Source organism: Acinetobacter pseudolwoffii, from assembly GCF_002803605.1.
GTDB lineage: Bacteria > Pseudomonadota > Gammaproteobacteria > Pseudomonadales > Moraxellaceae > Acinetobacter > Acinetobacter pseudolwoffii.
In genome coordinates this window covers 88022-112791 of the sequence record NZ_PHRG01000001.1, presented here as the reverse complement: position 1 = coordinate 112791, position 24770 = coordinate 88022, and the positions used below count along the sequence as shown (strand labels likewise).

Below are 24770 nucleotides of genomic sequence, written 5' to 3'. Positions count from 1 at the left end.
TTAAAAAAACCGAGGCCATAGCCTCGGTTTTTTTATGGATAGATATTTTATAATGAACCTTTCACGGCTTCGCGCTCGACTGCCATGTCATAAATATAAGCATATTTAGATTGATCTGCCGCAGGGTTCTTAATTTCAAAACGTTTTAGCCGAATAATCTGGCGTTCATTCGGTGAATGATGAAAACCTTCAATCTGGTCATAGAATAATGTCCAGTCCTTATCGACCTGGGTCTTCAGACCGTTTTGATCATATTTAACCTGTTTAACTTGCAAGCAGCTTTGCTGAGCCACACCGGTACATGATTTTGTATCTGGGGAAATTTCCAGAAAAATTGTTTCAGCTTGCCCCTGATATCTGGTTTCCGGAGTCATTTTCCCGGTAAATTCATATTTTTGACCATCGGCAGCGGAAAGCGTTAGGGTCGGCTGGTCAAGGTTCGTGGTATTGAGCGCAAAAGGAATTGCACGTTTTTGTAAAAGCTGGCTGACAAAGCGTTCCTGTTGCATCAGTGCGGTATCGCAGGCCATTTCGGTTCCTATGACTTCGCTGGTGCTGATAATATTATCTTTCACTGACCAGTTTGTACTGAGTCCATTACAGCCCGTCACGGCACTCAGGCGGCCTTGAGCATCGAAACTGAGCACGATTGGCCGTTCCAGCCCGCGATCTAGTTGCCAGTGGTAGGCAGAAAGAAGCTGATTTGCACTTTTTTGTTGTAGGGTAGCCACTGTACGATCTCCAGCCTGCTGGATATCACCCGACTGACAGGCTGCAAAAGTTAAAGGTAATAATGCCAGTACAATAAATTTTAATTTCATGGATTTATAATAAAGAACAAAGAATTGAAATGATAACGGATGCATTTCTAAAAGATATGGATACATATCGCAGATTTTGGTTGCAAAATGTATCCAAATTTAAAAGTTAAAATTTTGAGTTTTCAATCAAGATTAATCGAAGCGGTAGACATCCATGCCGAGAGAACCCATGCTAAAACTGCTATGCACCAGACTAAAGCGGCTTCCGGTCCCCATCGCAAAGAAGATCGGGGCAAAATGCTCCAGTGTTGGATGATTACGCGCCATGTGTGGAATATTGGACCAGTCCAGTATCGCATCATAATCGCTATGGGCCAGTTTATGGACGACAAAATTGCGGAAATCTGATGCCCATACCGGTACATCAGCCGCCGTTCCATCCCAAGACAGTTCACGTAGGTTATGCGTGATACTGCCTGAACCAATCAGCAGGATTTGCTGCTCACGTAGCGGTGCCAGACTTTGACCAATTTTATAGATTTCATCGGCACTCATCGACATGGGCAAGGAAATTTCAACCACTGGAATATCCGCATCCGGATACATATGCAGCAGCGGCATCCATACGCCATGATCACGTGGACGAGTACTATTGGCATGTGCAGCAAAACCGGCATTGGCCAGCAAACCCAAGATCTGCTCGGCCAGTTCAGGATTTCCTGGTGCAGGATAGCGTAATTGATACAGCTCTGGCGGAAAACCACGGAAATCATGCCAGGTCTCTGGTCGAATACCGCTACTGACTTCCAGTGCCTCACTTTCCCAGTGCGCTGACATGATAATAATCGCTTCCGGGCGTGGCAGGTTTTCGCTTAAACGATGCAAGGCAGGACCCACTTGCTCAGGATTCAGCGCCAGCATAGGAGAGCCATGAGAAATAAATAAGCCGGGCAACGTTTGTAAGTTCATAAGTCAAACCACATCTAGAAGATGTCTCAATAATGCATTAAAAATAGCGAAAAAAGCAGGAGGAATTATTCAACAAAACGTTGCATAAACAGAACGCTTCAGCAACGTCATTAACCTGCACGATGGTAGGGATGGTTATGGTTAATGGTCATTGCACGGTACAGTTGTTCAATCAGCATCACCCGAACCATGGGATGGGGAAGTGTGAGCTTAGACAGGGACCAATGCCATGCAGCAGCTTTACGTACTGCTTCCGAATGACCATCTGGCCCGCCAATCGCCAGTACCACATCATTGCCTTCCAGCATCCAGCCTTTCATGGTTTCAGCCAGTTTTTCGGTACTGAACTCACGTCCACCCACTTCTAGCGCAATCAGGATTTCGTTCTGCTTGAGTGCATTTAAAATGCTGTCACCCTCAATATTTCGATATTTCAGGATATCCGCTTCAGAATCGTTTTTGCCGCGCTTGGCCATGGGCAGTTCAATAATCTGGGTCTGTACAAAGGGCTGAATACGTTTGAAATAATCTTCAAAACCAGTCAGCACCCATGCTGGCATTTTTTGACCAATGGTCAGGATACGGATTTTCATACAGACAGATCAATAATTGGATACTTCATTATAACGATCAAACAACACGAAGTTGAGTCAGGAAACAAATTGAAATTGAAATGAAGGATTTAGTGCTGCTTTAATGTCCTGAGTTCAAGTCTCCGCTTGATAAAGGAATGGATAATAATAAATGCGGACTAAGGTCATCATAAAAGGATGTTGTACTTTGCTGCTGTTGGTCACCGGTCTAATCGGCTCAAGTCTCAGTACCGCCAATACCAACACACGCGCTCAAATTTCTCATCTGGAATTGTTTTTCAGCCAGATCATGAGTGTCGATGAATTTCGAAATTACAAGAATGTTAAAGAACTGAACCGAGTGTCTGCATGGATTAAAGGACAGATGCAGCGTTTTGGCATTCCCTGTCAGTTTCAGGTCTATGTAGTTAATAGCCTAAGCTATCGAAATGTCATTTGCCATTTAAATGCTCAGGCCAAAACCAAAATGGTCATGGGCACGCATTATGATGTCTTTAGTGATCGATATGGTGCTGACAATAATGCCTCGGGAGTGGCAGGTTTACTGGAAACCGCAAGATTATTGGCCTTGCAAAAATCCAAGCTCAAACATGAGATCGAATTTGCTTTTTATACCTTGGAAGAGCCGCCTTTTTTCAAGACAGAACATATGGGCAGCTATATTCATGCCAAGTCGCTCAAGAAAAAAAAGCAGAAGCTGAAAGGTGTGGTGATTCTGGATTCAATTGGCTATTTTGATGAAAATCTGGTGCAGACTTATCCGGTGGGGTTGAAATGGATTTATCCAGATCATGGGAACTTTATTGCTGCCATTGGTCATTTGGCCTCGACTGGCATGACCGGAGATTATTGTACTGCCATGCAAAGTCTTAACCGTCTGGAATGTCAACGTTTTATCAGCCCAACTTTTGCTCAGGACATGAATTTTTCTGGTTATCTGAATTATGCTAAATTCAATTATTCGACCATGTTAATTACCGATACGGCGCATTATCGTAACCCTTATTATAATACTGAGCTGGACACCTTGGATAAACTGGATCTGAGGAAGATGACCTATGTGATTGATGGGCTGGTAGCGATGGCCTTGCAACCTTAATCAATTTCTTTACACAATAAAAAACCCTGCCGGAGCAGGGTTTTGGCAAATCAGCTTATCTTAATGACGGGCTGCTTTCGCTTCTTCTTTGGTTTTTACAATCGGTGCTTTCACCAAGGCTTTTGGCAAAGAGATGAGGGCCAGCGGTAAAATCTCATCAATCGATTTCACGGCTTTAATCTCTAAACCATCTTTTACATTTTCAGGAATTTCCGCCAAATCACGTACGTTTTCCTGTGGAATGAAGACCAGCTTGATGCCACCACGATGGGCTGCAAGAAGTTTCTCTTTCAAACCGCCAATACGTAATGCACGACCACCCAGACTGGTTTCACCTGTCATCGCGATATCCGGACGAATCGGAATCCCGGTAAATGCAGATACCAATGCAGTGGTCAATGCCAAACCTGCGGATGGACCATCTTTCGGTGTCGCACCTTCCGGTAAATGCACGTGCACATCGGTTTCTTCAAAGCGGGACGCTTCGATGCCAAGCTCATCTGCACGGGTACGCACCACAGTCATGGCAGCGGTAATTGATTCTTTCATGACATCGCCAAGAGAACCGGTGGTAATGAACTTGCCTTTACCTGGAACGGCTGCAACCTCAATGGTCAGCAATTCGCCACCCACCGAAGTCCAAGCCAGACCATTGACACGGCCGATTTGTGCTTCTTCTTCCGCCATACCATAGTCAAATTTATGTGCGCCCAAGTAATCTGGAAGATTGCCTGCTGTCACTTCAATCTGAAGGTTTTTGGCTTTTTTGCTCACCGCTTCTTTGACCACTTTACGTGCAATTTTGGATACTTCACGCTCAAGGCTACGTACACCGGCTTCACGGGTATAACGGCGCACGATGTCACGAATCGCTTCTTCATGCACAGTTAACTCTTTAGCACGCAGGCCATTATTTTTAATGGCTTTTGGTACCAGATAACGATCTGCAATATTGACTTTTTCTTCTTCGGTATAACCCGGAAGACGAATCACTTCCATACGATCCAGCAAGGCTTCAGGAATGTTCATGCTGTTTGCGGTACAGATAAACATTACTTCAGACAGATCCAGATCCAGATCCAGGTAGTGATCACTGAACTTGTTGTTCTGTGATGGATCGAGGACTTCGAGCATCGCAGACGCCGGATCACCACGGTAATCTTGCGCCATCTTGTCGATTTCATCGAGCAAGAACAACGGGTTTTTCACCCCAACTTTAGTCAATGACTGCACGATTTTACCTGGCATCGCACCGATATAGGTACGACGATGACCACGAATCTCGGCTTCGTCACGTACACCACCCAGCGCCATACGTACAAATTCACGACCAGTTGCTTTGGCAATCGACTCACCCAGTGAGGTTTTACCAACACCCGGAGGGCCGACTAAACACAGAATCGGGCCACGCAATTTTTTCACACGCGACTGAACCGCAAGATATTCCACAATGCGATCTTTGACATCGTCCAGACCATAGTGGTCTGCATCCAGAATTTCCTGTGCTTTGTTCAGGTTAATGCTGACTTTGCTGGCTTTATTCCACGGTGTATCCAGAATCACTTCCAGATAGTTGCGAACAACTGCTGCTTCACTTGAGGCAGGCTGCATCGCTTTGAGTTTACGGAATTCGTTTTCAGCTTTCTTGCGTACATGCTCAGGCAGATCTGCTTCAGCAAGACGTTTTTCAATTTCAGCGACATCATCTTCCGCGCCGCCGTTCATGTCGGAAAGCTCGCGCTGAATGACTTTCATTTTTTCATTCAGGAAGTATTCGCGCTGGTTCTTTTCCATCTGACGTTTAACAGAGTCATGCAGGGTTTGCTCAATCTGCTGTTCTTCAGATTGTTGCAATAGATAAGTCATCAGCTCAGTTAAATGCGCTTCGAATTCATCATGTTCCAGGAATTTTTGTTTGACATCAATATTCAATGGAACACGGGTCGCCACGAAGAATAATAACTGTAACAGGTCTTCAATTTTGTTGGCTGCGGTAATCAGTTCACGCGCATTACGAAGTTTCGCTTCTGCATATTGAGCAAAAAGCGCACGTAATTCTTGCAAGCGCACGGCTTGAGTGTCTTCATCCACCGTAACGGTCATTGGGCTGAGTTCATGTTCTGCTGTCAGATACTCATTTTCGTCAATGATGGTTTTCAGTTTGGCACGGTGCAGACCTTCAATCAGGACTTTGATACAGTTTTCATCATTTTCGTGATTCACAACTTGCACAATCTTCGCGACAGTACCGTATTGATATAAATTGTCGTGATCAATTTCTTCTGTAAGCGAATCTTTTTGCGCAACTACAAATACTAGATTGTCACTGTTGCGAGCCACATCAACTGCATTGATCGATTTTTCACGACCGACAAACAGCGCAATTTGCATATGCGGATAAACCACCACATCACGCAGCGCCAAAAGGGGTAGTACACTTGGAACCTGAGGCTCTAAGGTTTCTTGATTCATAATAATTTCAGACATGAGCACTCCTAATGAGTGACAACGGTGTTGCCATGTTTTAATAGTGATGGGTAATTTAAAAAATACAAGGGGCGTTAAGATTAAATTGTATGAAAAATGACTAATTATGTGATTTTAAAGTAGTTCACAACAGGGAAATTGAGAAATTAGCGTTTGAAAGCTAAAAAAATTGTCGGGGTAATAAGAGCATCCAAGGGTTGGTCCCATTTTTCCCGTTTTAAGGACTGGCTAAGCAGTTGAAAGTCATGCGCCAGTCCCAGACGGAATGGAAGCCCGGGCGCAGAAGCCAGGGTTCGATCATAAAAACCGCCACCCATCCCAATGCGTGTCCCTGAATGATCACAGGCCAGCAGCGGCATGATCAATAAATCCAGCTTAGAAACATGAGTACCACGTGTCGTCATGGGCTCCCGCATTCCCAGCCGATGATAGGCAAAGCGCTTGTTGCGATATTGATGCTGGCTGATTCGGATCCAGACCAGCTGTTGATTCATGTCGCAAATCGCAGGCAGATAGACCTGTTTGCCCAGTTTAAAGCAGCGTTCAATAATGGTGTGGGTATGAATCTCACCAAAAGCATGCAGATAAATGCCGATGTGCTTGGCATGAATAAATTGCGGGCTACGTATAAGGCGATTTAAAACTTTTTGTGCAGCTTGCCTTTGCTCAAATTTAGAAAGATGACGACGTGTTTTACGCAGGTATCTTCTTAATTCTTGAATGGTCATAGGGCAAAAGCAGATCTGACAAAAGTGTGCTCTAGTCTAAGTGGGAATTCGGGAAAAGTAAAAAACAATTGTGATCTTGATTCTCATATGACGAGGTAGCAACTTGGTTAAGTTCAGCAAATTTCATAATGAATCTCATCTCTAAAAACTTGATTAAAATTGGTCAATTAAAGGCATTGAATTATTGGCTGCTTAAAATGTCATAATTTTTTTATTTTCTGTGAAGCATGCGTTTTTAAGTCATCATTTTGATGATCATGAAACAGATTTTGATTAATAAAGGTACAAATCTAAAATCGATTTTTTGTGTTTTTGAGTGAATTATAGATAAGGGATCAGATCTCTGATTAACCCAATAGATCTAACACATTGTGCCTAGGCAGAGCGCGTAAGACCTAAATCAATGGAGATTGAACATGATGAATATTGCGAAGAACACCATCTGCCTCTGGTATGATAATGACGCTGAAGCTGCTGCACGATTTTATGCCGAGACATTTCCTGACTCCTCAATTGGCGCGATCAACCTTGCACCCGGAGACTATCCTTCTGGAAAAGAAGGCGATGTCATCACCGTTGACTTTAGGGTGCTGGGTATTAGCTGCATTGGACTAAATGGTGGCCCGGCATTCCAGCATAACGAAGCATTCTCATTTCAGGTGGCAACTGAAGATCAGGAAGAAACCGACCGATACTGGAATGCAATTGTTGGCAATGGCGGTCAGGAAAGCGAGTGTGGCTGGTGTAAAGACAAGTGGGGCATTTCCTGGCAGATTACGCCAATTGTGCTTATTCAGGCAGTGACCAGTTCTGACCGTGCCGCCGCCAAACGCGCCTTTGATGCAATGATGACCATGAAGAAAATTGACATCTCCGCGATTGAAGCGGCATTTCGTGGTTGAGAGCCACGGATCTTATCTTTCATTCCAGTGGATCTGGCTGTGTAGCACAATCTTACCCAGCTGTTTGGAGGACTTCCCTTAATTGTTTTTTGAAGTATTTCAGACGAATATCCGACTCTCTTATTCATAGATTCTCTAGGTTTAGGATCATTCAGGTCTGATTTGCACGTAGAAGCTCATCAAAAGATGGGCTTTTATTTTGAACAGTATATGAAACCTTAAAACGGAGCTGTGCTTGGATGAACTACAACAATCCCTGAATCGAATGACTGATCAGAATTCTTTTAGCTCTTGTGCATCATGCTGCTACGACAAAAAAACAAATCTACTTCAAAACTGATAACCAATTCATAACCAGAAAAAACATCAAGCCACTAGTGGCATCTCTAATTGTTTTTTAAAGTAAGTCGATGACGATAAAAAATAACAAGAGATAAAAATGCCTATTCAGCCGGTTCACTTTTTTTTGCCTGGTGCAGGCTTGGCACTTCTGCTGGCGATGACGGCTTGTACTATGCCATCCAAGTCGCCAATTGCTGACAGTTATGGTTCCCAGCCACAGTTACCCAAACCAAAATCCAGCTTGCTGCCTACAGTCAATATTGCACCTGCCAAAGGTTGGCCTGAGGGCAAAATGCCCACTCCCGCTACAGGTTTAAAAGTTCAGGCATTTGCCAAAGGGTTGCAGCATCCGCGCTGGATCTATGTATTGCCAAATGGTGATGTGCTGGTGGCCGAAACCGATGCACCACCTAAGCCTGATGATAGCAAAGGAATTAAAGGCAAAATCATGAAATGGGTAATGCAGCGAGCCGGCTCATCGCATCCGAGTGCTAACCGCATTAGTCTGCTTCGTGACAATAATGGTGATGGAGTCGCTGAACAAAAAACTGTATTTTTACAGAATCTCAACTCTCCATTTGGCATGGTACTGGTCGGCAATATGTTGTATGTGGCCAATACTGATGCCCTGATGCGCTTTCCTTATCAAGCAGGTGCTACTCAAATTACTGCAACCGGCACCAAAGTACTGGATTTACCGGCGGGTCGTTTAAACCATCACTGGACCAAAAATGTCATTGCCAATCCTACGGGCAGCAAACTCTATATTACGGTAGGTTCCAACAGTAACGTAGCTGAAAATGGCTTGGATCAAGAAGAAGGTCGGGCACTGATCATGGAATTTGACCTGGCCAATACTCAAGCACGACCTTTTGCAACCGGACTTCGTAATCCGAATGGTATAGACTGGCAACCACAGAGTGGCAAACTCTGGACGGTAGTCAATGAGCGTGATGAGCTCGGCAATGATCTGGTTCCAGATTATCTCACCTCGGTTAAAGACGGTGCTTTTTATGGCTGGCCCTATAGTTATTATGGCCAACATGTAGATACACGGGTCAAGCCGCAAAACCCTGCACGGGTGGCACGGGCAATTCCACCAGACTATGCTTTGGGTAATCATACAGCATCATTGAGCTTAAGTTTTTATACAGCAGATCTAATGCCTCATTATCGAAATGGTGCACTGATTGGCCAGCATGGCTCATGGAACCGCAAACCGCATAGTGGCTATAAAGTGATTTTTGTTCCCTTTCAAAATGGCCAGCCTTTCGGTCAGCCTCAAGATGTCTTAACCGGATTTTTAAGCGAGCAGGGCAAAGCATTTGGGCGCCCTGTTGGTGTAACCGTAGATTCTGCAGGCGCTATTTTAGTGGCTGATGATGTCGGTGACGTGATTTGGCGGGTATCACCCTTGAATACGGCTGCCAAGTAGCAATCAGTTTTCACCTAAACAGCCCAAAGATGAGGGGTTTCAGTCGAGTGAAAAGCTGCTGGGCAGCGCGAGTGAAAGCAAGGTCTTTTTCATAAAAACGTCAAGACGATAATTGAAAATATAAGTTCGCTAAGCTGATTTAAAATAATTTTTAAGCTGCATTTAAGCTAACTTAATTAGGCTTTTGAGATGTTTTTTAGAATGATACAGCATGCATATTTTTTTTGATAACACTAAAAAGAGCGAACACAGAGTCCAGTAAAAACTGGATATTAAAATTGCAAACACGAACACAAGAGGGTATTTAAAATGAAGTTGATGATTGCCTTTATTTTCCCCTGGTCATTATTTATGACCATTCACAAACCGGTTGAAGCAACAATATGTCTCATGCTGCAGATTTCAATTTTAGGCTGGATTCCTGCCGCAATCTGGGCCATGTTTATTTTAGATCGAGATCAAATAACTTGAAAATTCAATGTGTATTTAAAAGAAAGTTAAAGCGATTTTCTTGTTAAGCATTTTATAGGCCTACCAGATAATGGCATGAATAAAATGAACTTTGAAAAATGACCGAGATAAATACTGAAATATAAAACTGAGAGAAAGTTTAGAAAGGATTTTAAGAGAATTACAAGTATATTTTAAGCAAAAAATTAAGTACTCCGAAGATGCCGCTGCATGTCGTTACCCTGAACCCGATGAGTTCAAGGTGGACGCGACGCATACTTGCTGGGTTTCCTGCACGAAGGCAGGCATACACTCTAAATATGCAGAACGCATCCGGAGATATAAGTATCGGCAGGGATATAGACCCGCTGGCGAACACCTCAGAGATAAGTTAATTATAAACGATAATGTCGGTGTGGCAACTCTATGCTGTTCATGAACTGTAAACAGTTCAGCCAAATGGCCGAAGTTTAAACAGAATATGAGATTATTCTGTTAGTTCCTCAACTTCTTCTAAAATGGTTTGTAACAAACGCTCGCAATGCGCATATTGTTGCAGTGATCTGTTCATGTTCAAGACTTCCTGCATCAGCTCAAGTGCCACCATGATAATCAGCTTGCTGGGTTCCATGCGTGGTGCTTTACGACGAAATTCATCGTATTTATCATTCAATAACTGTGCCGCGCGCTCTAATTCTTCCTGCTTGTCAGGAGTAGAGGCCAGACGGAAACTATGCCCCAATACTCTGAGATCAATTGCAATTTGTTCACTCATGATGAGGCTTCCTCAGTCACTTCAGTCGGATGGGCCAGTTGTTGGATTTCTTGTGCATGATGATCCTGCGCAGTACCGAGAATTGCCAGACGTTGAATAATCGCCTCAACTTTGGCTTTGGCATTTTCATTTTTCTGGGTTAAACGCTCAGATTCCTGATTGAGGCGCTGAATTTCCTGTTGGGCATGACGCTGCTCGATCAGCATCTTTTCCTTCAAAACCCGCAGTTCATTTCGTTCAGCCAGAATTTCCTGAAAACGGTTTTTCAGATCGGTACAGCTTTTTTCCAGACGGCCATAACGGTCTGCCAGTGCAGTTGCATCATTATTGAGCAGTTGAAACTGGGCACGAGAATCTGTCAGCTGTTCGGTCAGGTGTTCATTTTCTTGTTGTTTTTGCGCAATCACGCTGTTCTTTTGTTCAATTTGCTGTTGATGTTGCACCATGGAAGAGTCTTGCTCTTCGCGCAAACTGGAATTCTCACTTTCAAGCCGTGCGAGTCGCGTTTTTAACACGCCAATCTGCACTTGTAGACGCTGTAATTCTTCTAACATATCGAGGTCGCACAGTGTTGCAAACAGAGGTAATATATAAGCAGTATAGAGATTGGATAAACGAATGCAAGACGATATTTCAGGTTGGACCGAATGGCACCGCAATTTTTCTTCAATTGAGGAAATTTCTAGCCCGAGTGAACTGCATGGTTTGCTGACCGGGATTGTTTGTGTCACCCAGGCACCGAGCAGTGAAGAATGGTTACAGATTTTAGAAACACTGGATGTGCCTGAACTGGATGCCGAAGCATTAGAACTGTTGACTGGCGAAGCTGAAGATGTTTTCCATGCATTGTCTGAAGATGAACTGGATTATTTACCTTTGCTTCCAGATGATGAGCATGTGCTCTCAGAACGTGTGCAGGCATTGGCGGACTGGTGCGCAGGCGTGGTGTTAGGTTTTGGTCTGGCTTCTGGTCATATTCGTCAGGACGAAGTAGAACTGATTGAACATTTACAAGATGTTGCAGCGGTTGAATTTGAAGACTCAGACGATGATGCCGAAGGTGAAGAAAGCTATCAGGAATTGTATGAATTTGTGCGCCTGATTCCAGTGAGCCTGTCTTTGGGACGTAAAAAAGTAGAGGTTGAGGAAACGCCACTCTTGCAGCAATTGACACAAAAAGTGCAGCCTCAGGTTTCTGCTACAGAGGCGCAAAGCGTGGTCGAAATTTTCTCGCCTAAACGTCCAAGCTAACTAAATAGTTAGCTATGTCATCACACTGCTTGAAATCAGGCATATATTTTGCTGTTTCATTAGAATATATGTTCTGTTTTCAAGAGAATATTTCAATAAAAGCATGAATTGACAAGAAGTAAGGTGTAATGAAGAAATTAACACAAGCTGATTTTCAGGAACGTCGCAGTATTCTCGCAGGGGAAATTGGTTTACGCAGTATTGCGATTATCGCGACCAGTCCGGTGGCGATGCGTAACCGTGATGCAGATTATAAATACCGTGCGGACAGTAGTTTCTTCTATTTAACTGGATTTTCAGAACCTGAAGCTGTGGCTGTGATTGAAACCTTTGACACTGAAGAAGAAGGCTATAGCTATAGTTTATTCTGCCGGGAACGTAACCGGGAAATGGAAATCTGGAATGGCTATCGTGCAGGGATTGATGGGGCGATGCAGGATTATGATGCAGATGAAGCTTATGCGATTGATCTGCTAGATGAAGGAATTCTGGAAAAATTACAAAATAAAGACCAGTTATTTTATCGCATTGGCCACAACGCGGATTTTGATGCACGTGTAGCGAAATGGATTGCGACTGCAAGTGGTGAAAGCCGGCGTGGTACGTCTGCACCTGCTCAAGTGATTCAACTGGATCGTATTATTGACGAAATGCGTCTGCATAAAGATGACAATGAAATTGAACTGATGCAAATTGCTTCAGATATTTCGGCAGATGCACATACTCAAGCGATGCGAGCAGTACGTCCGGGCATGATGGAATATGCACTCGAAGCCGAGCTGAATTATATTTTCGGCAAGAATGGCGGTGTTCCGGCCTATAACAGTATTGTCGGTGGCGGTGAAAATGCCTGCATCCTGCACTACGTAGAAAATGATAAGGCACTGAAAGATGGTGATTTGGTACTGATTGATGCCGCGGCTGAATATCAGCTTTATGCTTCAGATATTACCCGTACCTTTCCAGTGAATGGTAAATTCAGTCCGGAACAGAAAGCCTTGTATAATGTGGTACTGGATGCTCAAATCGCTGCGATCAATGCTGTGCAAATTGGCAACTCCTATAAAGAACCGCACAATGTTGCTGTGCGCATCCTGGTGCAAGGTCTGCTTGATCTTGGCTTGATGCAAGGTGATATCGACGACATTATAGAAAAAGAAGCTTTCCGCCAGTTCTACATGCATGGCACGGGTCACTGGCTTGGTATGGATGTGCATGATGTTGGCGCGTATAAGGTCGATGGTGAATGGCGTCCGTATGAAGAAGGTATGGTGGTCACCGTTGAGCCGGGTTTATATATTGCACCTGATGATGAAACTGTGGATGCAAAATGGCGTGGCATTGGCATCCGGATTGAAGATGATGTCGTGGCCACTGCAAATGGCCCGCTGGTATTAACCGCGAAAGTCGTGAAAACGGTAGAAGACATTGAAGCATTAATGGCGAAAGCACAGGCTGCTTAATTTTAGAAGCATGAAAAGCCGATCCTTAGATCGGCTTTTTTTATGACTGCTTTAATAGATTTGAAGCCAGATCTTTTGAGAGATTGCGCAACGATAGTAAAAAAGATTGCAATTACATTTATCACGAACAAGTCAAATAAAACTCACCCAGTTAAAATTTGCAGCTTAAAAATTGACAGGAATTCAACACAGAAAATCGGTTTTTAGCATCAAAGCTACATATTAAATGCGCTTTGCTTCTCATACTTTCTCTGATCCTTAAATAAACTTAAAGAACAGCAGGAGAAGACTTATGAGACTAAATACGATTGACTGGATTGCTTATGCTTTAACAATTATTGGTGGCATCAATTGGGGTTTAATTGGTGCATTCGACTTTAATTTGGTTGCTGCAATCTTTGGTGATATGACTGCGCTTTCTCGAATTGTTTATGTACTGGTTGGTTTGTCGGCATTGTACCTGATCTATACTGGTACGAAATTAGGAAAAACAGTGCATCACACTGAGCCGAATAGCCGAGTGGTGCGTTAATACGCCAACGATTAATCTATATGACTTACATCCCTACAAGGTTGATTTTAAATAATTAAAATTCGGCTTGAGTGGATGGAATAGTTATCAATAAAACGGAGCTGAGGCTCCGTTTTATTATGATGATTTGAGCTAGATGACTGGCTGACAAAGACGGCATTTTGGGTGTTTGGATAGCCATAAAATAGCGGAGTTATGAGGAAAAAACGTCCATAAACAAATGAAGTTTTTTTACCTCCAAGCTGTAGATCTTAGTTCTCCTTAAAAGCTAAGCGACGATTTAAAAAAATAAATGTTGTGCCAATTTTAGTCATACAAAACTATAAATTTAGCTGAAAGTTACAGTTCTTATCTAAAATTTAAGTCTGCATTATTTACTATCATTCTGATTCATTGCATGATCTGAATGAGTCGAAAAATTAATCTTTAAAACTAAAAAAGCATATATCTGAATATCTTTGATTCTGAGTAAATAGCCCATGCTCTTAAACGCTCTACCGGTATTTAATCGAAATGTCGCGACTTTAATTGGTCTTTCTGCGGTCATCTTCTGGAGTACGAATGTTGGCTTAATTCGTAGTGTCAGTGAGAGTTTTGGAGCGGTCGCAGGTGCTGCCCTGATTTACAGTGTGGCATCCATTATTTTATTTTTTACCATCGGTCTACCCAAGCTTTCTACTATTCCAAAGCCTTATTTATGGTGGGGAAGTCTTTTATTTGTTGCTTATGAATTATGTTTTGCCCTTTCTATTGGTTATGCTCAAAATAGTCGGCAAGCCATTGAAGTCGGCATGATTAATTATCTATGGCCGACTTTTACCTTATTATTTGCAATCATTTTTAACAACGTTAAAGCCAATCTCTTAATTATTCCTGGTTGCCTATTGGCCTTGGTTGGGATTTGTTGGGTTTTAGGCGGAGATACCGGCTTTGATCTCTTACAAATATGGAGCAATTTGAAAGCTAATCCTCTTAGTTATGGTTTAGCTTTTGCTGCAGCGGTTTTGTGGGCTGCATATTGTTCCGTGACCGTAAAAACTTCTCAAGGTAAAAACTTGGTCACGATATTCTTTGCCCTTGCTGCGGTTGTGCTCTGGATCAAATATTTCCTGATGAATGGAGCAGCGCTTAATTTTACTTATGATAATACCGTCACTTTGATTATGGCAGCCGGAGCTTTAGGTTTGGGATATGGTGCCTGGAATATTGGAATTATTTCTGGAAACATGACATTAATGGCGGGTGCTTCCTATTTTACTCCGGTGTTATCTGCTTTATTTGCAGCATTATTGCTGAGTACGTCTTTGTCTTTTGGTTTTTGGCAGGGTGTGGCAATGGTTACGGCTGGAGCAATTCTGTGCTGGTTGGCCACCCGGAAACAATAAACATCAGAGGCGAGACACGCTATTTCATTATAAAAAAGAATTTTTTTGAGCTAATATAAAATCCATCATGATTATAAGTATCTATTGACTTAGATACGACATTGAAAGGATTACAGCATGCAACAAGAAGTCATCATTGTCGGTGGTGGTATGGTGGGCTTAAGCCTCGCACTGATGTTGGCGAAAACCAATATTGCAGTCAAACTTTTAGAAGCCATCAAATATCCAGATTATGATGATGAACATCTTGCCCCGTATCATTCCAGTTTTGATGCACGTAACAGTGCCTTGTCGCGCCGTAGTGTACAGATCTATCAGGAACTTGGCCTTTGGGATGCACTACAGCAACATGCCACACCAATTCTGGAAGTCAATATTACCGAACAAGGCAGCTTTGGTAAGGCATGCCTAAAAGCAGAACAGGAAAAAGTCGAAAGTTTCGGTCAGGTGATTGAAAATGCCTGGCTCGGCCGTGTGCTGCTGACCCAAGTGAAACAACAGCCGCTGATTGAACTGATTGATGGTGTACAAGTCACATTGCTGACCCAAGATGCCGATTGTGCTTATATTCAGGCGCAGCGTGGTGAATCTGAGCTGACTTTACAATCTAAACTGGTCATTGCCGCAGACGGTCGTGATTCTTTCTGCCGTAAAGCATTGGGCATTGGTACTTCAGAACACGATTATAATCAGGTCGCGATCGTGACTACAGTACAAACCTCGAAGCCCCATGGTCATGTCGGTTTTGAGCGTTTCAGTCATTTAGGCCCTTTGGCGTTATTGCCATTGCCGGGTGAATATCGCCGTTCCGTTGTCTGGCCGGTAAAAAAAGGCACAGAAGGTGAATGGTTGGGCGATGAAAATGATCAGCATTTTCTTGATGCCTTGCAGGACACTTATGGTGATCGTGCCGGAAAATTCCAGAAAACCGGTCGCCGTTTTAGCTTCCCACTCTCTCAAGTCCTGGCAGAAAAACAGGCCGTTGGCCGTGTGGTATTGATGGGCAATGCTGCCCATACCATCCATCCTGTCGCCGGACAGGGCTTTAACCTGTGTATGCGCGATGCTTATGTGCTTAATCGCTATTTGGCAGAGCAGCTTGAGCAGGGTGCTGATTTAGGCAATGCAGCCATGCTACAGGACTACGAAAAATCACGCCTGAAAGATCAGCAGCGGGTCATTAAATTCTGTGATTCAGTGGTACGCGGTTTTAGTAACCAGAATCCATTCCTCAAACTGATGCGTAACACAGGCTTAATCTGCTTTGAAAATATTCCAGGCATTAAACCTTTGGTTGCGAATTATGCCATGGGATTAAAAGCATGAGCTTAAATCAAAATAACGAAATCTTGGATGTGGTCATTATTGGCGGTGGACTGGTTGGTGGACTGACTGCACTTCTGCTGGCGCAAGGTGGTGTGCAGCCTACAGTTTTAGACGCTGCCCCAATTTTAGACGCAGATAAGACATTAGATGTGGCAAATCCACGTGTTTTGGCACTGAGTCAGGCAACCATTCATCTATTAAAAATAGTCGGCGTATGGAATAAACTGGCACGTCAGCAGCCTTATACCGGTATGCAGGTCTGGAATAAAAATGGCTATGGTGACATTAATTTCGGCCAGCCTTCAGAAAAAACACCCTCAGTAGAACAGGCCTTAGGCTCGATGGTAGAGCCGAGTATCCTGAATCTGGCTATTCAGCAAAAGATGCTTGACGATGTACAGGATTACCGTACTCAGGTTAAAGTCAGCCGGGTAGAACGTGGAGTCGGTGTCTGGATCATTCATCTGGCCGATGGCACACAGCTTAAAACCAAACTGGTGATTGGTGCAGATGGTGCCAACTCCTTTGTCCGTGAGCAAGCTTTCATTGATATTGATGTGCTGGATTACCAACAGGCCGGGATCAGCTGTGCGATTCAAACTGCACAGCCCCATCAGCATATGGCGCGCCAGATTTTTCTGGAAACCGGCCCTCTGGCTTTTTTACCGATGGCCAGCTTAAAAAAAGAAGAGCAGGGACATTGGCAATCCATCGTCTGGACTTTGCCGGATGATTATGCTGAAGAATATGCAGGGTTGTCAGATGCTGACTTTACACAGCTATTGACCCGTGAAAGTCATCATATGCTCGGTAAGGTCGTACAAGCGACACCACGTGCCACTTTTCCATTAAAAGCCCGCGCAGCCCAATACTATGTTCAAGATGGTCTGGCTTTGATTGGTGATGCTGCCCATGTGATTCATCCGCTGGCAGGTCAAGGGGTGAATATTGGCTGTCTGGATGCTGCCGTGCTTTGTGATGTATTGCTGCATGATCAGTCACGTGGTATTTGGGCACACGAGCAAAGCCTGAAGCGTTATGAGCACCGCCGTAAAGGACAAAACGATGCCATGATGCACAGCATGTCTGCGATTGGCTGGATGGAAACGACTTCATTTTTCCCGATGGTTTGGGCACGTAATTTCGGTCTGAAACAGGTGGAAAATCAGCCCATGTTAAAAGATGCATTTATGGCACAGGCCAATGGTCTGAGTTTACTTAAAGACACACGCTATGCAGCTTAACGTTGAAATGTAAATTTTTTAAACAAACATCCATAAAGAGTAACGATTTTGTTTAAAAAAAATACGATTTTTTAATATTTGGTACTAGGCGAATGCCACATAGATTGCTAAATTTCACTTAATTCGACACCTGGCTTTAAATACAAAGCGAGCGCTCATTTTGGGGGAGATGCAAATGACAGACATGAATGATTATGATGACGACGTTGAAGATTCAATCGTTGACGATGATGAAGCAAAAGCAGCTGAAAAAGGCGCAACAGAGAGTACAGAGGTCGTCAATGATAACGATCTTGCAGAAGCTGAAACTTTGACCGTGACTGCAAAGTTAAAGAAGCGTCAGGCACTTGAAGACGAAATTGCGGCTTTTCTCGCAAGTGGCGGCCGTATCGTTGAAGTACCGGCAGATGAGTCAGTAGCTAAAGAATAAGTCATTCCTTGACTTGGATTTATAAAAAAACACCACATCAGTTGTGGTGTTTTTTTGCAAAAATAAAAGTGATAGATAGCTAGAATATTAATCGTTGGCTGATGTCAGTTCTAAAGCACGTTGATAAGCCACTTTCTTTTTGATACCGGTTAAATCTGCTGCCAGTTGTGAAGCTGCTTTGACTGACAGATCCTGTAATAAGCGATTCAATAATTTATCCAGCTTTTCCTGATCCAGATCTTTTTCTTCGGTTGCTCCGCCAATCACCAGAACAATTTCACCTTTTTGCTGATTATGATCATTAGCAATGAATTCGACCAGTTCACCTAAAGTCATTTTCTTGATGGTTTCAAAAGTCTTGGTAATTTCACGCGCGAAGCCAACAGGACGGTCTGCTCCAAATATGCTCGCCATATCTTTAACGCATTCCAGAATCCGGTGCGGTGCTTCATAGAAAATCAGGGTTTGGGTTTCATCTTTGAGTTTTTCCAGATTCAGCAGGCGCTGACTTTGTCTGGATGGCAGAAAGCCTTCAAAACTGAAACGGTCACTTGGCAAGCCGACCGCACTTAAGGCCGCAATCGCAGCACAAGCACCGGGCACAGGAATAACACGGATATTATGCGCTTGAGCAGCCCGAACAAATTTAAAACCAGGATCGCTAATCAGGGGCGTGCCAGCATCACTGATCAGGGCCATATCTTCGCCGTTCAGTAGACGCTGGATCAGCTGCTCAATTTTGTTGCTTTCATTATGTTCATGACATGCAGTCAAAGGTGTTTGAATATTAAAGTGTTTAAGCAACTGTGCCGAAGTTCGTGTATCCTCAGCAGCAATCAGACTCACCGACTTCAACACCTGAATTGCACGATAACTAATATCATCTAAGTGCCCGATTGGAGTCGCAACAACAAATAACTGAGCACTCATAGGTTTCTCCATGTGGAATAAATTGAATAATAAAAAATGGAAGATTAACAATAAAATATTAGGCTTGTGTTTAGTCAGCTGCATCAGCAGCGTTCAAGCAGAAGTGTTGATCATTCTACCCGAATCCGGGCCTTTGGCGCGAGCTGCATCGAGTATCAAACAGGGTTTTCTCAGTGCCTATACCGCTTCAGGACACAAGATTCCGCTGAAATGGGTCAATGCCAATCAGAAAAACATCTCCCAGTTACTCAAACAGCATGTCAATAAAAAGACCAGAATGGTGGTGGGGCCGTTAGCACGTAGCGACGTGGAACAACTGCTGAACAGCAAACCCAAAGTACGTACCCTCAGCCTGAATGAAGTGGCTGATGCGTCTCCCAATGTCTGGCAGTTCAGCTTATCCAAGAAAGATGATGCCGCTGCCTTAAAAGCACTTTTATTCAAAGACGGGATTCGGCAACTGCTGATTTTACGCCAGCCGGGCAGTGAAGCAGAGCATGAACTGTTGTTGATGTCCTTGCTGAGCCAGAGTGATCTGAAATTCAAGATCGTAGATAAACCACCACGATTTTTAATGCCCAAGCAGGGATTATTGTTTCTGGGCAATGCAGAATGGATGGCTGTCATGCCTGAATTAAATCGTTCACGGATGTATACCGTAGCCAATGCCATGAGCGAACAGCACAAGCTGCCACAAGGGATCAAGTTTTGTGATGTTCCAGTGCTTTACTTAGCGGATTGGCCGGATGTGCTGCAAGCTTACGCCAAGGAACCGGTTAATCTGTCTTATCAGCGCCTGATTGCTTTTGGCGGCGATGCCTGGCATATCACCCAGCAGTATTTATCTCAACCGCGGCTGCAAGCGATTGAATTTCAGGGCAGAACCGGCCGGATTCAGATCACTGAACACGGTGTTCAGCGTACTCCGCAATGTTTTCAGTACAGTGGCACAGGTGTAAAGCTGCTCTAACAGGGAAAGAGAATAATGCGACAGCAATTAGGTACATGGGCAGAACAGCAAGCCGCCCAACTGATGCAACAGCAGGGATTTCAATTGCTTACAGCCAACTATCACAGCCGTTATGGTGAACTGGATCTGATTCTGGTACGTGAACAGGAGCTGATCTTTGTTGAAGTCAAAGCTCGTGCACACACCGGATATGCGCAAGCGATCGAGTCGGTGTCGAAAGCAAAACAGGGCAAGATGCTCAAGACGGCAATGTGCTTTATTCAGAAAAATCCACAATTTGCACACTATTACTATCGTTTTGACGTGATTTGTTTTGATTTTAAACAGCAATTTGCAAAAACCCTACAGCATGACTTTTCGCAATACCCTTATGATCTGGAATGGATTGAAAATGCTTTTACTTTTGATCAAGAGTTTATTAATCTGTGAATAAAATAAGGTCTAAAGATGCTTATATTTGCCTCAAGATCATTGTAAAGTTCAAGCAGAGTTGCCATGATCTGAGCTTAAAGACAGATTATTAGATTGAAAAAGACGTAATAAAATGAAGGAGTCTTGCTGAGTGGTTAAGCGTATTGCAATAACAATGCTGTGTGTCGCAAGTTTATCAGGTTGTGCCAGTTTTATTTCTAGCGGCACAGGTACGGCTCCTGTAGGAACTGAGAGTGGGGCGCGTACCTTGGGGCAGGTGTTTATTGATTCCTCGATTGTCCGTACTGCAAAAATTAATCTTTATAAACTAGATTCGCGCTTCAAACAGGCTCGGGTCAATATTGAAAGTTTTCATGGCAATGTCTTGCTGACCGGTCAGGTGCCCGATGCACATCTCAAGCAGCTGGCAGAAGACAATGTCAAATCTATGAGCGATGTCAAAGCGGTACATAATTTTATTACTGTAGGCAACCAGATCAGCTATAGCACCATCATGCAGGATACTGCGGTCACAGCGAATACTCGCGGCCTGATCATGAAAGCCACTGTGGTTGCGGACAGTAAAGTACATGTACATACTGAAGATGGCGTCCTGTATGTGATGGGACGTTTGAACAGCGCAGAAATTGCTGACCTGAATCAGGTATTGCAGCAAGTGGGCAATGTCACCAAAATTGTGACCCTGATTGACAATGTTGAACAGTCTTCAAATCTGAGCAGTCAGAACTTTGCAGCACCTGCTTATGCACAGCCCGGTATTGAACAGACGCCGGTTGCGATAGATCCTGATACGGTTGAACCAACCGATGCTCCATAAGGTCGGTCATTTTAAAAACCAATTGTCGAATCAGATTCTGGAAGTCCAGCAACGCTATAAAGCATTTAGACTCTATGATTTTGGCAGTTATGCGTTGAATCGTTTAACGCCTAAACAGGGTTACACGATCGAAACTCAGTTGGCTTATGGTCTAAAATCACGGCAACGCTTTGATCTGTTCCGTAGCCAGCAGCCTTTGCCCCATCGCCCCCTGATTGTTTTTGTACATGGCGGCGCGTGGTTGCATGGCGATAAAAAGGATTATCAGTTCATTGGTGAGGCCTTTGCCAAAGAAGGCTATGATGTGGTGGTGATGAATTATCATCTGGCACCACAACATATTTTCCCAGCCTATATTCATGATCTGCATTTATTATTGAACCACTTGCAGCAGTCTGCCGGCCGGTTAGATATCTGTGCTGAAAACCTGGTTTTGATGGGACATTCGGCTGGGGCATTCAATGTCATGTCTGCACTGTATCATCCGCAATCTGCCAGCATTGACCACAGTCTAATCCGTGCGATTATTGGTCTGGCGGGGCCTTATCATTTTGATTATAAAAATGATCCGATTTGTGCTGATGCTTTTGATCAGACGGTGCCATATCAGCAGGTCATGCCTTATTATTTTGTTAAAAATAGCCCAACCCGACATTATCTGTTTATTGCCGAAAAGGACAACATCGTTGACCATTTTAATAGTCAGGATCTAGATCGGGTATTGCGAGAAAAGGGCAATCATAGCCATTTGATTCATATTCCGAAACTTGGCCATATTACAATCGTAGGTTCATTATCTAGTTTGTTCAGTCGCTATTTCCAGACCAAAGCGCAGGTGCTTTGGGCACTCGAGGATGCATTTAGATCTCGAGACTGATAGCGGGATTTAACCCAGTAGTAAGGCATAAAAAAGAATCCAGGAGATTATCTCCCTTGGATTCTTTTTTTATTGGTTCAGCCAAACTTGAGCTCAATAAGAGCTAGAGCCAGGTCTTGGTATCGTCTGCGACAGCCGTACCTTGAGTCACATGCATAATCATGGCATGGGCAATACTGCCCTTGAACGGAATTTCAGGCAGCTGATCGAATTTAAAGAATCGCGCATCGCTAATTTCTTCTTGCTGTAATTCGATTTCACCCGCGGCATATTCAGCCTTGAAGGCAATCATCAGATTGCTTGGAAACGGCCAGGGCTGGCTAGCCAGATACTGAATATTCTTGAGCTCTAAACCGACTTCTTCCAGCGTTTCACGACGTACTGCCTCTTCCAACGTTTCGCCAACTTCAACAAAACCGGCAATCAGGCCATACATCTGGCTTTTGGTATTACGCGCGTTTTTGGCCAGTAAAATTTCGTCTTCACCCCGGGTAATGACAGTAATGACACAAGGCTGAACCCGTGGATACTGACGATAATTGCAGGATGGACAGAGCATCGCATGTTCAAGCGGATGTGCTTCGGTGGCCGTACCGCAATGACTACAAAATTTGTGATTCCGGCGCCATTCTAAAAGCTGTACCGCACGGCTGGCCTGTTCGAATTGCTGGGTATTCCAGAACTGTAATAACTGGCGGATGGGTACCAGTTGCAAGCCTGTAGGAATCGGCTCATCGGGAAGCAGGTCACGGGCAATCACTTGATCACCCGTGTGGAGTAACAAATCACTTGCGAGGGCTTCAACCTGTGGAAGCTGAAAATGTTGATCGACCAGCAGTTGCTGCTGCTGAAAAATATAAGCAAGTGATAATTTGGACATTAGGCAACTATTTTGAGTTTTTCACTACTGTCCAATGCTACCTTAAACATAGCCTGTAAAACAGGCTGTTTGTTCTTTAAGTTATCAATCATCATGTCAGCACTCGCCAGCGTATCCAGAGCACGATGAATCTCTTCCGGCGTTAATGCCATTGATAGATCAATACGGTTCTTGATGAATGCTGCAGTGGTGGTGAATGCAGTACGAACATGTTCTGCATTCAGGAACAGCATCGCCCCGCCAATTTCACAGAATTGTACTGGCACAGGTTCGAGTGCAGCCAAGTCCTGATCTTGCAGATAGTTGCTCAGAATCTGGCTGGAAAGCTCGATCAGGGCCTTGGTTTCAGTGAGTAAAGCAGCATGTGCTTCATCCAGGCGGTCCAGAGAAATATTCATGTTGTTGACACGCAGCTGCAAACGGCTCGAGGTGTGATGACGTTCCAGTACCCCAATCGAGTTCATGGCAGACAGAATCACATTCATCAACTGCTGGGCAAAACCCGGATCTTTCAGGATTTCAGTCTGGCTCAGTGAAGTAGCTTGACGGTTCAGGTCATGATAGGCTTCATTCAGGTTCAATACTTTGAAGATGTTGGCCAGATTATTGAGCTGTGCCTGCAATTCCTGAGTTTTTTCAGGACTCATGTTCTGATAGTTAAACTCGATGTCATTACGAATCTGCGCCATTTCTGTGGTCACCAGTTCGCTAATGGTATGCATGGTTTCAAAGTCTGGACCATACAGGTGGCGACTAAAGACCTGTAACTGCATATCGGTCAGCAGGTCTTCACCAATATTGAGCTGACTGCGGATATGTTGTGCAGTATCATCTTCCTGGCTGATACACAGACTCAGGACATTGGCCAGGTCTGCAAGTGAAGCCTTGAAGCTGTCCGGCGCGCCAAAATATTGTGCCATGTTGCGCTCGATACTCACCAGAGTGCGCAGACGTGGCTCATTAATCAGCAAGTGATCAATATTGCTGAATGCAACGAAAACCAGATTCCAGTACTGTTTGCTGGTGTGCGATTGAGCGAGCCCAGCCAGATAAGCCCCCACCAGTTTAATCGCCTGCAGATCCAGTTCACTTTCTTCCTGCTTAAGCAGCTTGTTCAGGGACAGCTTGTACAGGCGCTGAACATATTTGGATTTTTCCAGACCGGGTGCTTGTGGTAACTGAAAGTCAGGCGTGATCAGATCGAGCAGGGATTCAATATGCTGACCTTCACTGGTGAGCGGTTTACCCAGCGCAATTTCCAGACGGTTCAGGGTGTCGAGCAGGAACTGTGGAATTTTTACTTCACGCAGGCAGATAAATTCGATATAGCGTTTCAGCATGGTGGTGCCTTCACTCAAGGCAATGACGTCCTGCGTATTGACCTGTGCCGGGTTCCCCATAATCTTGCGCATCAGTTCTGCTGAATAATGAGCGACTTTTGCCAGGCTGGACATGTCGATGAGTGCCAGAACTTGGGCACATTGTTCGAACTGATTTAATGCATCATCAATGCCAAAAGGTAAAGTCTGATCTTCTACCAAGGTGCTTACTGCTGATTCGACTAACTTGATCGAGTTATCAACCTCATTTTTTATTATCAGTAAGGCTGTTGGATCAAAATGTATAGAGGTTTGGTAAGACATGGATCTGCACCTTTCCTGAAGTATTATCTATATATGAGCCCCGCTTAAA

At 44.0% G+C, this 24770-nt stretch carries 25 protein-coding genes and 1 other RNA gene; 15 read left to right on the top strand and 11 right to left on the bottom strand.

Annotated elements, in window-relative coordinates; translation table 11 throughout:
• Positions 1-47: 47 nt before the first annotated feature.
• The 3 genes from CWI32_RS00560 to rlmH form a co-directional block, all read right to left on the bottom strand.
• Positions 48-821, bottom strand: coding sequence for an META and DUF4377 domain-containing protein (locus CWI32_RS00560; RefSeq protein WP_167381252.1), 774 nt, complete (start codon positions 819-821; stop codon positions 48-50).
• 132 nt (positions 822-953) lie between these two features.
• Positions 954-1730 (bottom strand): DODA-type extradiol aromatic ring-opening family dioxygenase, encoded by a 777-nt coding sequence (locus CWI32_RS00555; RefSeq protein ID WP_005096339.1) that lies wholly within the window; start codon positions 1728-1730, stop codon positions 954-956.
• Positions 1731-1840: 110 nt separating this feature from the next.
• A complete protein-coding gene (rlmH, locus tag CWI32_RS00550) occupies positions 1841-2323 on the bottom strand; it encodes a 23S rRNA (pseudouridine(1915)-N(3))-methyltransferase RlmH (RefSeq protein ID WP_005096341.1) in 483 nt (160 codons plus the stop codon).
• A gap of 151 nt (positions 2324-2474) precedes the next feature.
• Here rlmH and CWI32_RS00545 point away from each other — a divergent pair, with 151 nt between their 5' ends.
• Positions 2475-3422 (top strand): M28 family peptidase, encoded by a 948-nt coding sequence (locus tag CWI32_RS00545; protein ID WP_100534394.1) that lies wholly within the window; start codon positions 2475-2477, stop codon positions 3420-3422.
• A 60-nt stretch (positions 3423-3482) separates the two neighbouring features.
• Here CWI32_RS00545 and lon read toward each other — a convergent pair whose 3' ends face one another.
• Both lon and CWI32_RS00535 read right to left on the bottom strand, forming a co-directional pair.
• Positions 3483-5909 carry an endopeptidase La gene (gene lon, locus CWI32_RS00540; RefSeq protein ID WP_100328791.1) on the bottom strand — a complete coding sequence of 809 codons (2427 nt, stop codon included), beginning with the start codon at positions 5907-5909 and terminating at the stop codon, positions 3483-3485.
• A gap of 146 nt (positions 5910-6055) precedes the next feature.
• Entirely contained in the window at positions 6056-6637 is a 582-nt protein-coding gene (locus CWI32_RS00535; RefSeq protein WP_100534393.1) for a 5-formyltetrahydrofolate cyclo-ligase, read from the bottom strand.
• A gap of 419 nt (positions 6638-7056) precedes the next feature.
• Here CWI32_RS00535 and CWI32_RS00530 point away from each other — a divergent pair, with 419 nt between their 5' ends.
• The 3 genes from CWI32_RS00530 to CWI32_RS00520 all read left to right on the top strand — a co-directional run bounded on the left by CWI32_RS00530 (position 7057) and on the right by CWI32_RS00520 (position 9787).
• The gene (locus tag CWI32_RS00530; RefSeq protein WP_171063357.1) at positions 7057-7539 is read left to right on the top strand and encodes a VOC family protein; all 483 of its coding nucleotides are present in this window, start codon (positions 7057-7059) and stop codon (positions 7537-7539) included.
• A gap of 499 nt (positions 7540-8038) precedes the next feature.
• Positions 8039-9316 (top strand): PQQ-dependent sugar dehydrogenase, encoded by a 1278-nt coding sequence (locus CWI32_RS00525; protein ID WP_252146090.1) that lies wholly within the window; start codon positions 8039-8041, stop codon positions 9314-9316.
• A gap of 309 nt (positions 9317-9625) precedes the next feature.
• Complete coding sequence (locus tag CWI32_RS00520) at positions 9626-9787, top strand: YqaE/Pmp3 family membrane protein (protein WP_005096350.1); 162 nt, start codon at positions 9626-9628, stop codon at positions 9785-9787.
• Between the two features lie 187 nt (positions 9788-9974).
• On the opposite strand, the gene ssrS is transcribed toward CWI32_RS00520, so the two are convergent.
• From ssrS to CWI32_RS00505, 3 genes are all read right to left on the bottom strand, one after another.
• Positions 9975-10156, bottom strand: a non-coding RNA gene (gene ssrS, locus CWI32_RS00515) — 6S RNA.
• A gap of 97 nt (positions 10157-10253) precedes the next feature.
• Positions 10254-10541: a cell division protein ZapA gene (locus CWI32_RS00510; RefSeq protein WP_004279505.1), complete on the bottom strand. Its 288-nt coding sequence runs from the start codon at positions 10539-10541 to the stop codon at positions 10254-10256.
• Complete coding sequence (locus CWI32_RS00505; RefSeq protein ID WP_100328787.1) at positions 10538-11095, bottom strand: hypothetical protein; 558 nt, start codon at positions 11093-11095, stop codon at positions 10538-10540. Before CWI32_RS00505 ends, CWI32_RS00510 begins: the two co-directional genes overlap by 4 nt.
• 64 nt (positions 11096-11159) lie before the next feature.
• Here CWI32_RS00505 and CWI32_RS00500 point away from each other — a divergent pair, with 64 nt between their 5' ends.
• The 7 genes from CWI32_RS00500 (at position 11160) to CWI32_RS00470 (ending at position 18172) form a co-directional block, all read left to right on the top strand.
• Positions 11160-11792, top strand: a complete 633-nt coding sequence (locus CWI32_RS00500) for a UPF0149 family protein (RefSeq protein WP_005096352.1) — start codon at positions 11160-11162, stop codon at positions 11790-11792.
• Positions 11793-11920: 128 nt separating this feature from the next.
• On the top strand, positions 11921-13255 hold the full coding sequence (pepP, locus tag CWI32_RS00495) for a Xaa-Pro aminopeptidase (RefSeq protein ID WP_100534391.1): 1335 nt from the start codon (positions 11921-11923) through the stop codon (positions 13253-13255).
• A gap of 292 nt (positions 13256-13547) precedes the next feature.
• Positions 13548-13787, top strand: coding sequence for a DUF378 domain-containing protein (locus CWI32_RS00490; RefSeq protein ID WP_005171875.1), 240 nt, complete (start codon positions 13548-13550; stop codon positions 13785-13787).
• Between the two features lie 479 nt (positions 13788-14266).
• Positions 14267-15172, top strand: a complete 906-nt coding sequence (gene yddG, locus CWI32_RS00485; RefSeq protein ID WP_100534390.1) for an aromatic amino acid DMT transporter YddG — start codon at positions 14267-14269, stop codon at positions 15170-15172.
• A 117-nt stretch (positions 15173-15289) separates the two neighbouring features.
• Positions 15290-16498: an FAD-dependent monooxygenase gene (locus tag CWI32_RS00480; protein WP_100534389.1), complete on the top strand. Its 1209-nt coding sequence runs from the start codon at positions 15290-15292 to the stop codon at positions 16496-16498.
• On the top strand, positions 16495-17742 hold the full coding sequence (locus CWI32_RS00475) for an FAD-dependent monooxygenase (RefSeq protein ID WP_100534388.1): 1248 nt from the start codon (positions 16495-16497) through the stop codon (positions 17740-17742). Before CWI32_RS00480 ends, CWI32_RS00475 begins: the two co-directional genes overlap by 4 nt.
• Positions 17743-17917: 175 nt before the next feature.
• Positions 17918-18172 carry a hypothetical protein gene (locus CWI32_RS00470; protein WP_005171865.1) on the top strand — a complete coding sequence of 85 codons (255 nt, stop codon included), beginning with the start codon at positions 17918-17920 and terminating at the stop codon, positions 18170-18172.
• A gap of 87 nt (positions 18173-18259) precedes the next feature.
• Here the strand turns inward: CWI32_RS00470 and rsmI are convergent, their stop codons facing one another.
• The gene (gene rsmI, locus CWI32_RS00465) at positions 18260-19102 is read right to left on the bottom strand and encodes a 16S rRNA (cytidine(1402)-2'-O)-methyltransferase (protein WP_005096362.1); all 843 of its coding nucleotides are present in this window, start codon (positions 19100-19102) and stop codon (positions 18260-18262) included.
• Positions 19103-19112: 10 nt separating this feature from the next.
• On the opposite strand from rsmI, the gene CWI32_RS00460 reads away from it, so the two are divergent.
• The 4 genes from CWI32_RS00460 (at position 19113) to CWI32_RS00445 (ending at position 22198) form a co-directional block, all read left to right on the top strand.
• A complete protein-coding gene (locus CWI32_RS00460) occupies positions 19113-20072 on the top strand; it encodes a penicillin-binding protein activator (RefSeq protein WP_100534387.1) in 960 nt (319 codons plus the stop codon).
• Between the two features lie 15 nt (positions 20073-20087).
• On the top strand, positions 20088-20501 hold the full coding sequence (locus CWI32_RS00455; RefSeq protein ID WP_005096365.1) for a YraN family protein: 414 nt from the start codon (positions 20088-20090) through the stop codon (positions 20499-20501).
• Positions 20502-20634: 133 nt separating this feature from the next.
• Positions 20635-21321, top strand: a complete 687-nt coding sequence (locus CWI32_RS00450) for a BON domain-containing protein (RefSeq protein WP_005096366.1) — start codon at positions 20635-20637, stop codon at positions 21319-21321.
• Positions 21311-22198 carry an alpha/beta hydrolase gene (locus CWI32_RS00445; protein WP_100534386.1) on the top strand — a complete coding sequence of 296 codons (888 nt, stop codon included), beginning with the start codon at positions 21311-21313 and terminating at the stop codon, positions 22196-22198. Before CWI32_RS00450 ends, CWI32_RS00445 begins: the two co-directional genes overlap by 11 nt.
• 103 nt (positions 22199-22301) lie before the next feature.
• Here the strand turns inward: CWI32_RS00445 and nudC are convergent, their stop codons facing one another.
• Both nudC and CWI32_RS00435 read right to left on the bottom strand, forming a co-directional pair.
• Positions 22302-23078: an NAD(+) diphosphatase gene (gene nudC, locus CWI32_RS00440; RefSeq protein WP_100357231.1), complete on the bottom strand. Its 777-nt coding sequence runs from the start codon at positions 23076-23078 to the stop codon at positions 22302-22304.
• A complete protein-coding gene (locus CWI32_RS00435; RefSeq protein WP_005171853.1) occupies positions 23078-24721 on the bottom strand; it encodes a hypothetical protein in 1644 nt (547 codons plus the stop codon). Before CWI32_RS00435 ends, nudC begins: the two co-directional genes overlap by 1 nt.
• Positions 24722-24770: the final 49 nt, after the last annotated feature.

Coding starts and splice junctions, on each gene's coding strand:
- CWI32_RS00470 (WP_005171865.1), top strand. CDS start 17,918: ATGACAGACATGAATGATTATGATGACGACGTTGAAGATTCAATCGTT.
- pepP (WP_100534391.1), top strand. CDS start 11,921: ATGAAGAAATTAACACAAGCTGATTTTCAGGAACGTCGCAGTATTCTC.
- CWI32_RS00475 (WP_100534388.1), top strand. CDS start 16,495: ATGAGCTTAAATCAAAATAACGAAATCTTGGATGTGGTCATTATTGGC.
- CWI32_RS00535 (WP_100534393.1), bottom strand. CDS start 6,637: ATGACCATTCAAGAATTAAGAAGATACCTGCGTAAAACACGTCGTCAT.
- CWI32_RS00460 (WP_100534387.1), top strand. CDS start 19,113: ATGTGGAATAAATTGAATAATAAAAAATGGAAGATTAACAATAAAATA.
- CWI32_RS00480 (WP_100534389.1), top strand. CDS start 15,290: ATGCAACAAGAAGTCATCATTGTCGGTGGTGGTATGGTGGGCTTAAGC.
- CWI32_RS00505 (WP_100328787.1), bottom strand. CDS start 11,095: ATGTTAGAAGAATTACAGCGTCTACAAGTGCAGATTGGCGTGTTAAAA.
- lon (WP_100328791.1), bottom strand. CDS start 5,909: ATGTCTGAAATTATTATGAATCAAGAAACCTTAGAGCCTCAGGTTCCA.
- rlmH (WP_005096341.1), bottom strand. CDS start 2,323: ATGAAAATCCGTATCCTGACCATTGGTCAAAAAATGCCAGCATGGGTG.
- CWI32_RS00525 (WP_252146090.1), top strand. CDS start 8,039: ATGACGGCTTGTACTATGCCATCCAAGTCGCCAATTGCTGACAGTTAT.
- CWI32_RS00500 (WP_005096352.1), top strand. CDS start 11,160: ATGCAAGACGATATTTCAGGTTGGACCGAATGGCACCGCAATTTTTCT.
- CWI32_RS00530 (WP_171063357.1), top strand. CDS start 7,057: ATGAATATTGCGAAGAACACCATCTGCCTCTGGTATGATAATGACGCT.
- CWI32_RS00435 (WP_005171853.1), bottom strand. CDS start 24,721: ATGTCTTACCAAACCTCTATACATTTTGATCCAACAGCCTTACTGATA.
- CWI32_RS00520 (WP_005096350.1), top strand. CDS start 9,626: ATGAAGTTGATGATTGCCTTTATTTTCCCCTGGTCATTATTTATGACC.
- yddG (WP_100534390.1), top strand. CDS start 14,267: ATGCTCTTAAACGCTCTACCGGTATTTAATCGAAATGTCGCGACTTTA.
- CWI32_RS00455 (WP_005096365.1), top strand. CDS start 20,088: ATGCGACAGCAATTAGGTACATGGGCAGAACAGCAAGCCGCCCAACTG.
- CWI32_RS00545 (WP_100534394.1), top strand. CDS start 2,475: ATGCGGACTAAGGTCATCATAAAAGGATGTTGTACTTTGCTGCTGTTG.
- nudC (WP_100357231.1), bottom strand. CDS start 23,078: ATGTCCAAATTATCACTTGCTTATATTTTTCAGCAGCAGCAACTGCTG.
- CWI32_RS00510 (WP_004279505.1), bottom strand. CDS start 10,541: ATGAGTGAACAAATTGCAATTGATCTCAGAGTATTGGGGCATAGTTTC.
- CWI32_RS00445 (WP_100534386.1), top strand. CDS start 21,311: ATGCTCCATAAGGTCGGTCATTTTAAAAACCAATTGTCGAATCAGATT.
- rsmI (WP_005096362.1), bottom strand. CDS start 19,102: ATGAGTGCTCAGTTATTTGTTGTTGCGACTCCAATCGGGCACTTAGAT.
- CWI32_RS00490 (WP_005171875.1), top strand. CDS start 13,548: ATGAGACTAAATACGATTGACTGGATTGCTTATGCTTTAACAATTATT.
- CWI32_RS00560 (WP_167381252.1), bottom strand. CDS start 821: ATGAAATTAAAATTTATTGTACTGGCATTATTACCTTTAACTTTTGCA.
- CWI32_RS00555 (WP_005096339.1), bottom strand. CDS start 1,730: ATGAACTTACAAACGTTGCCCGGCTTATTTATTTCTCATGGCTCTCCT.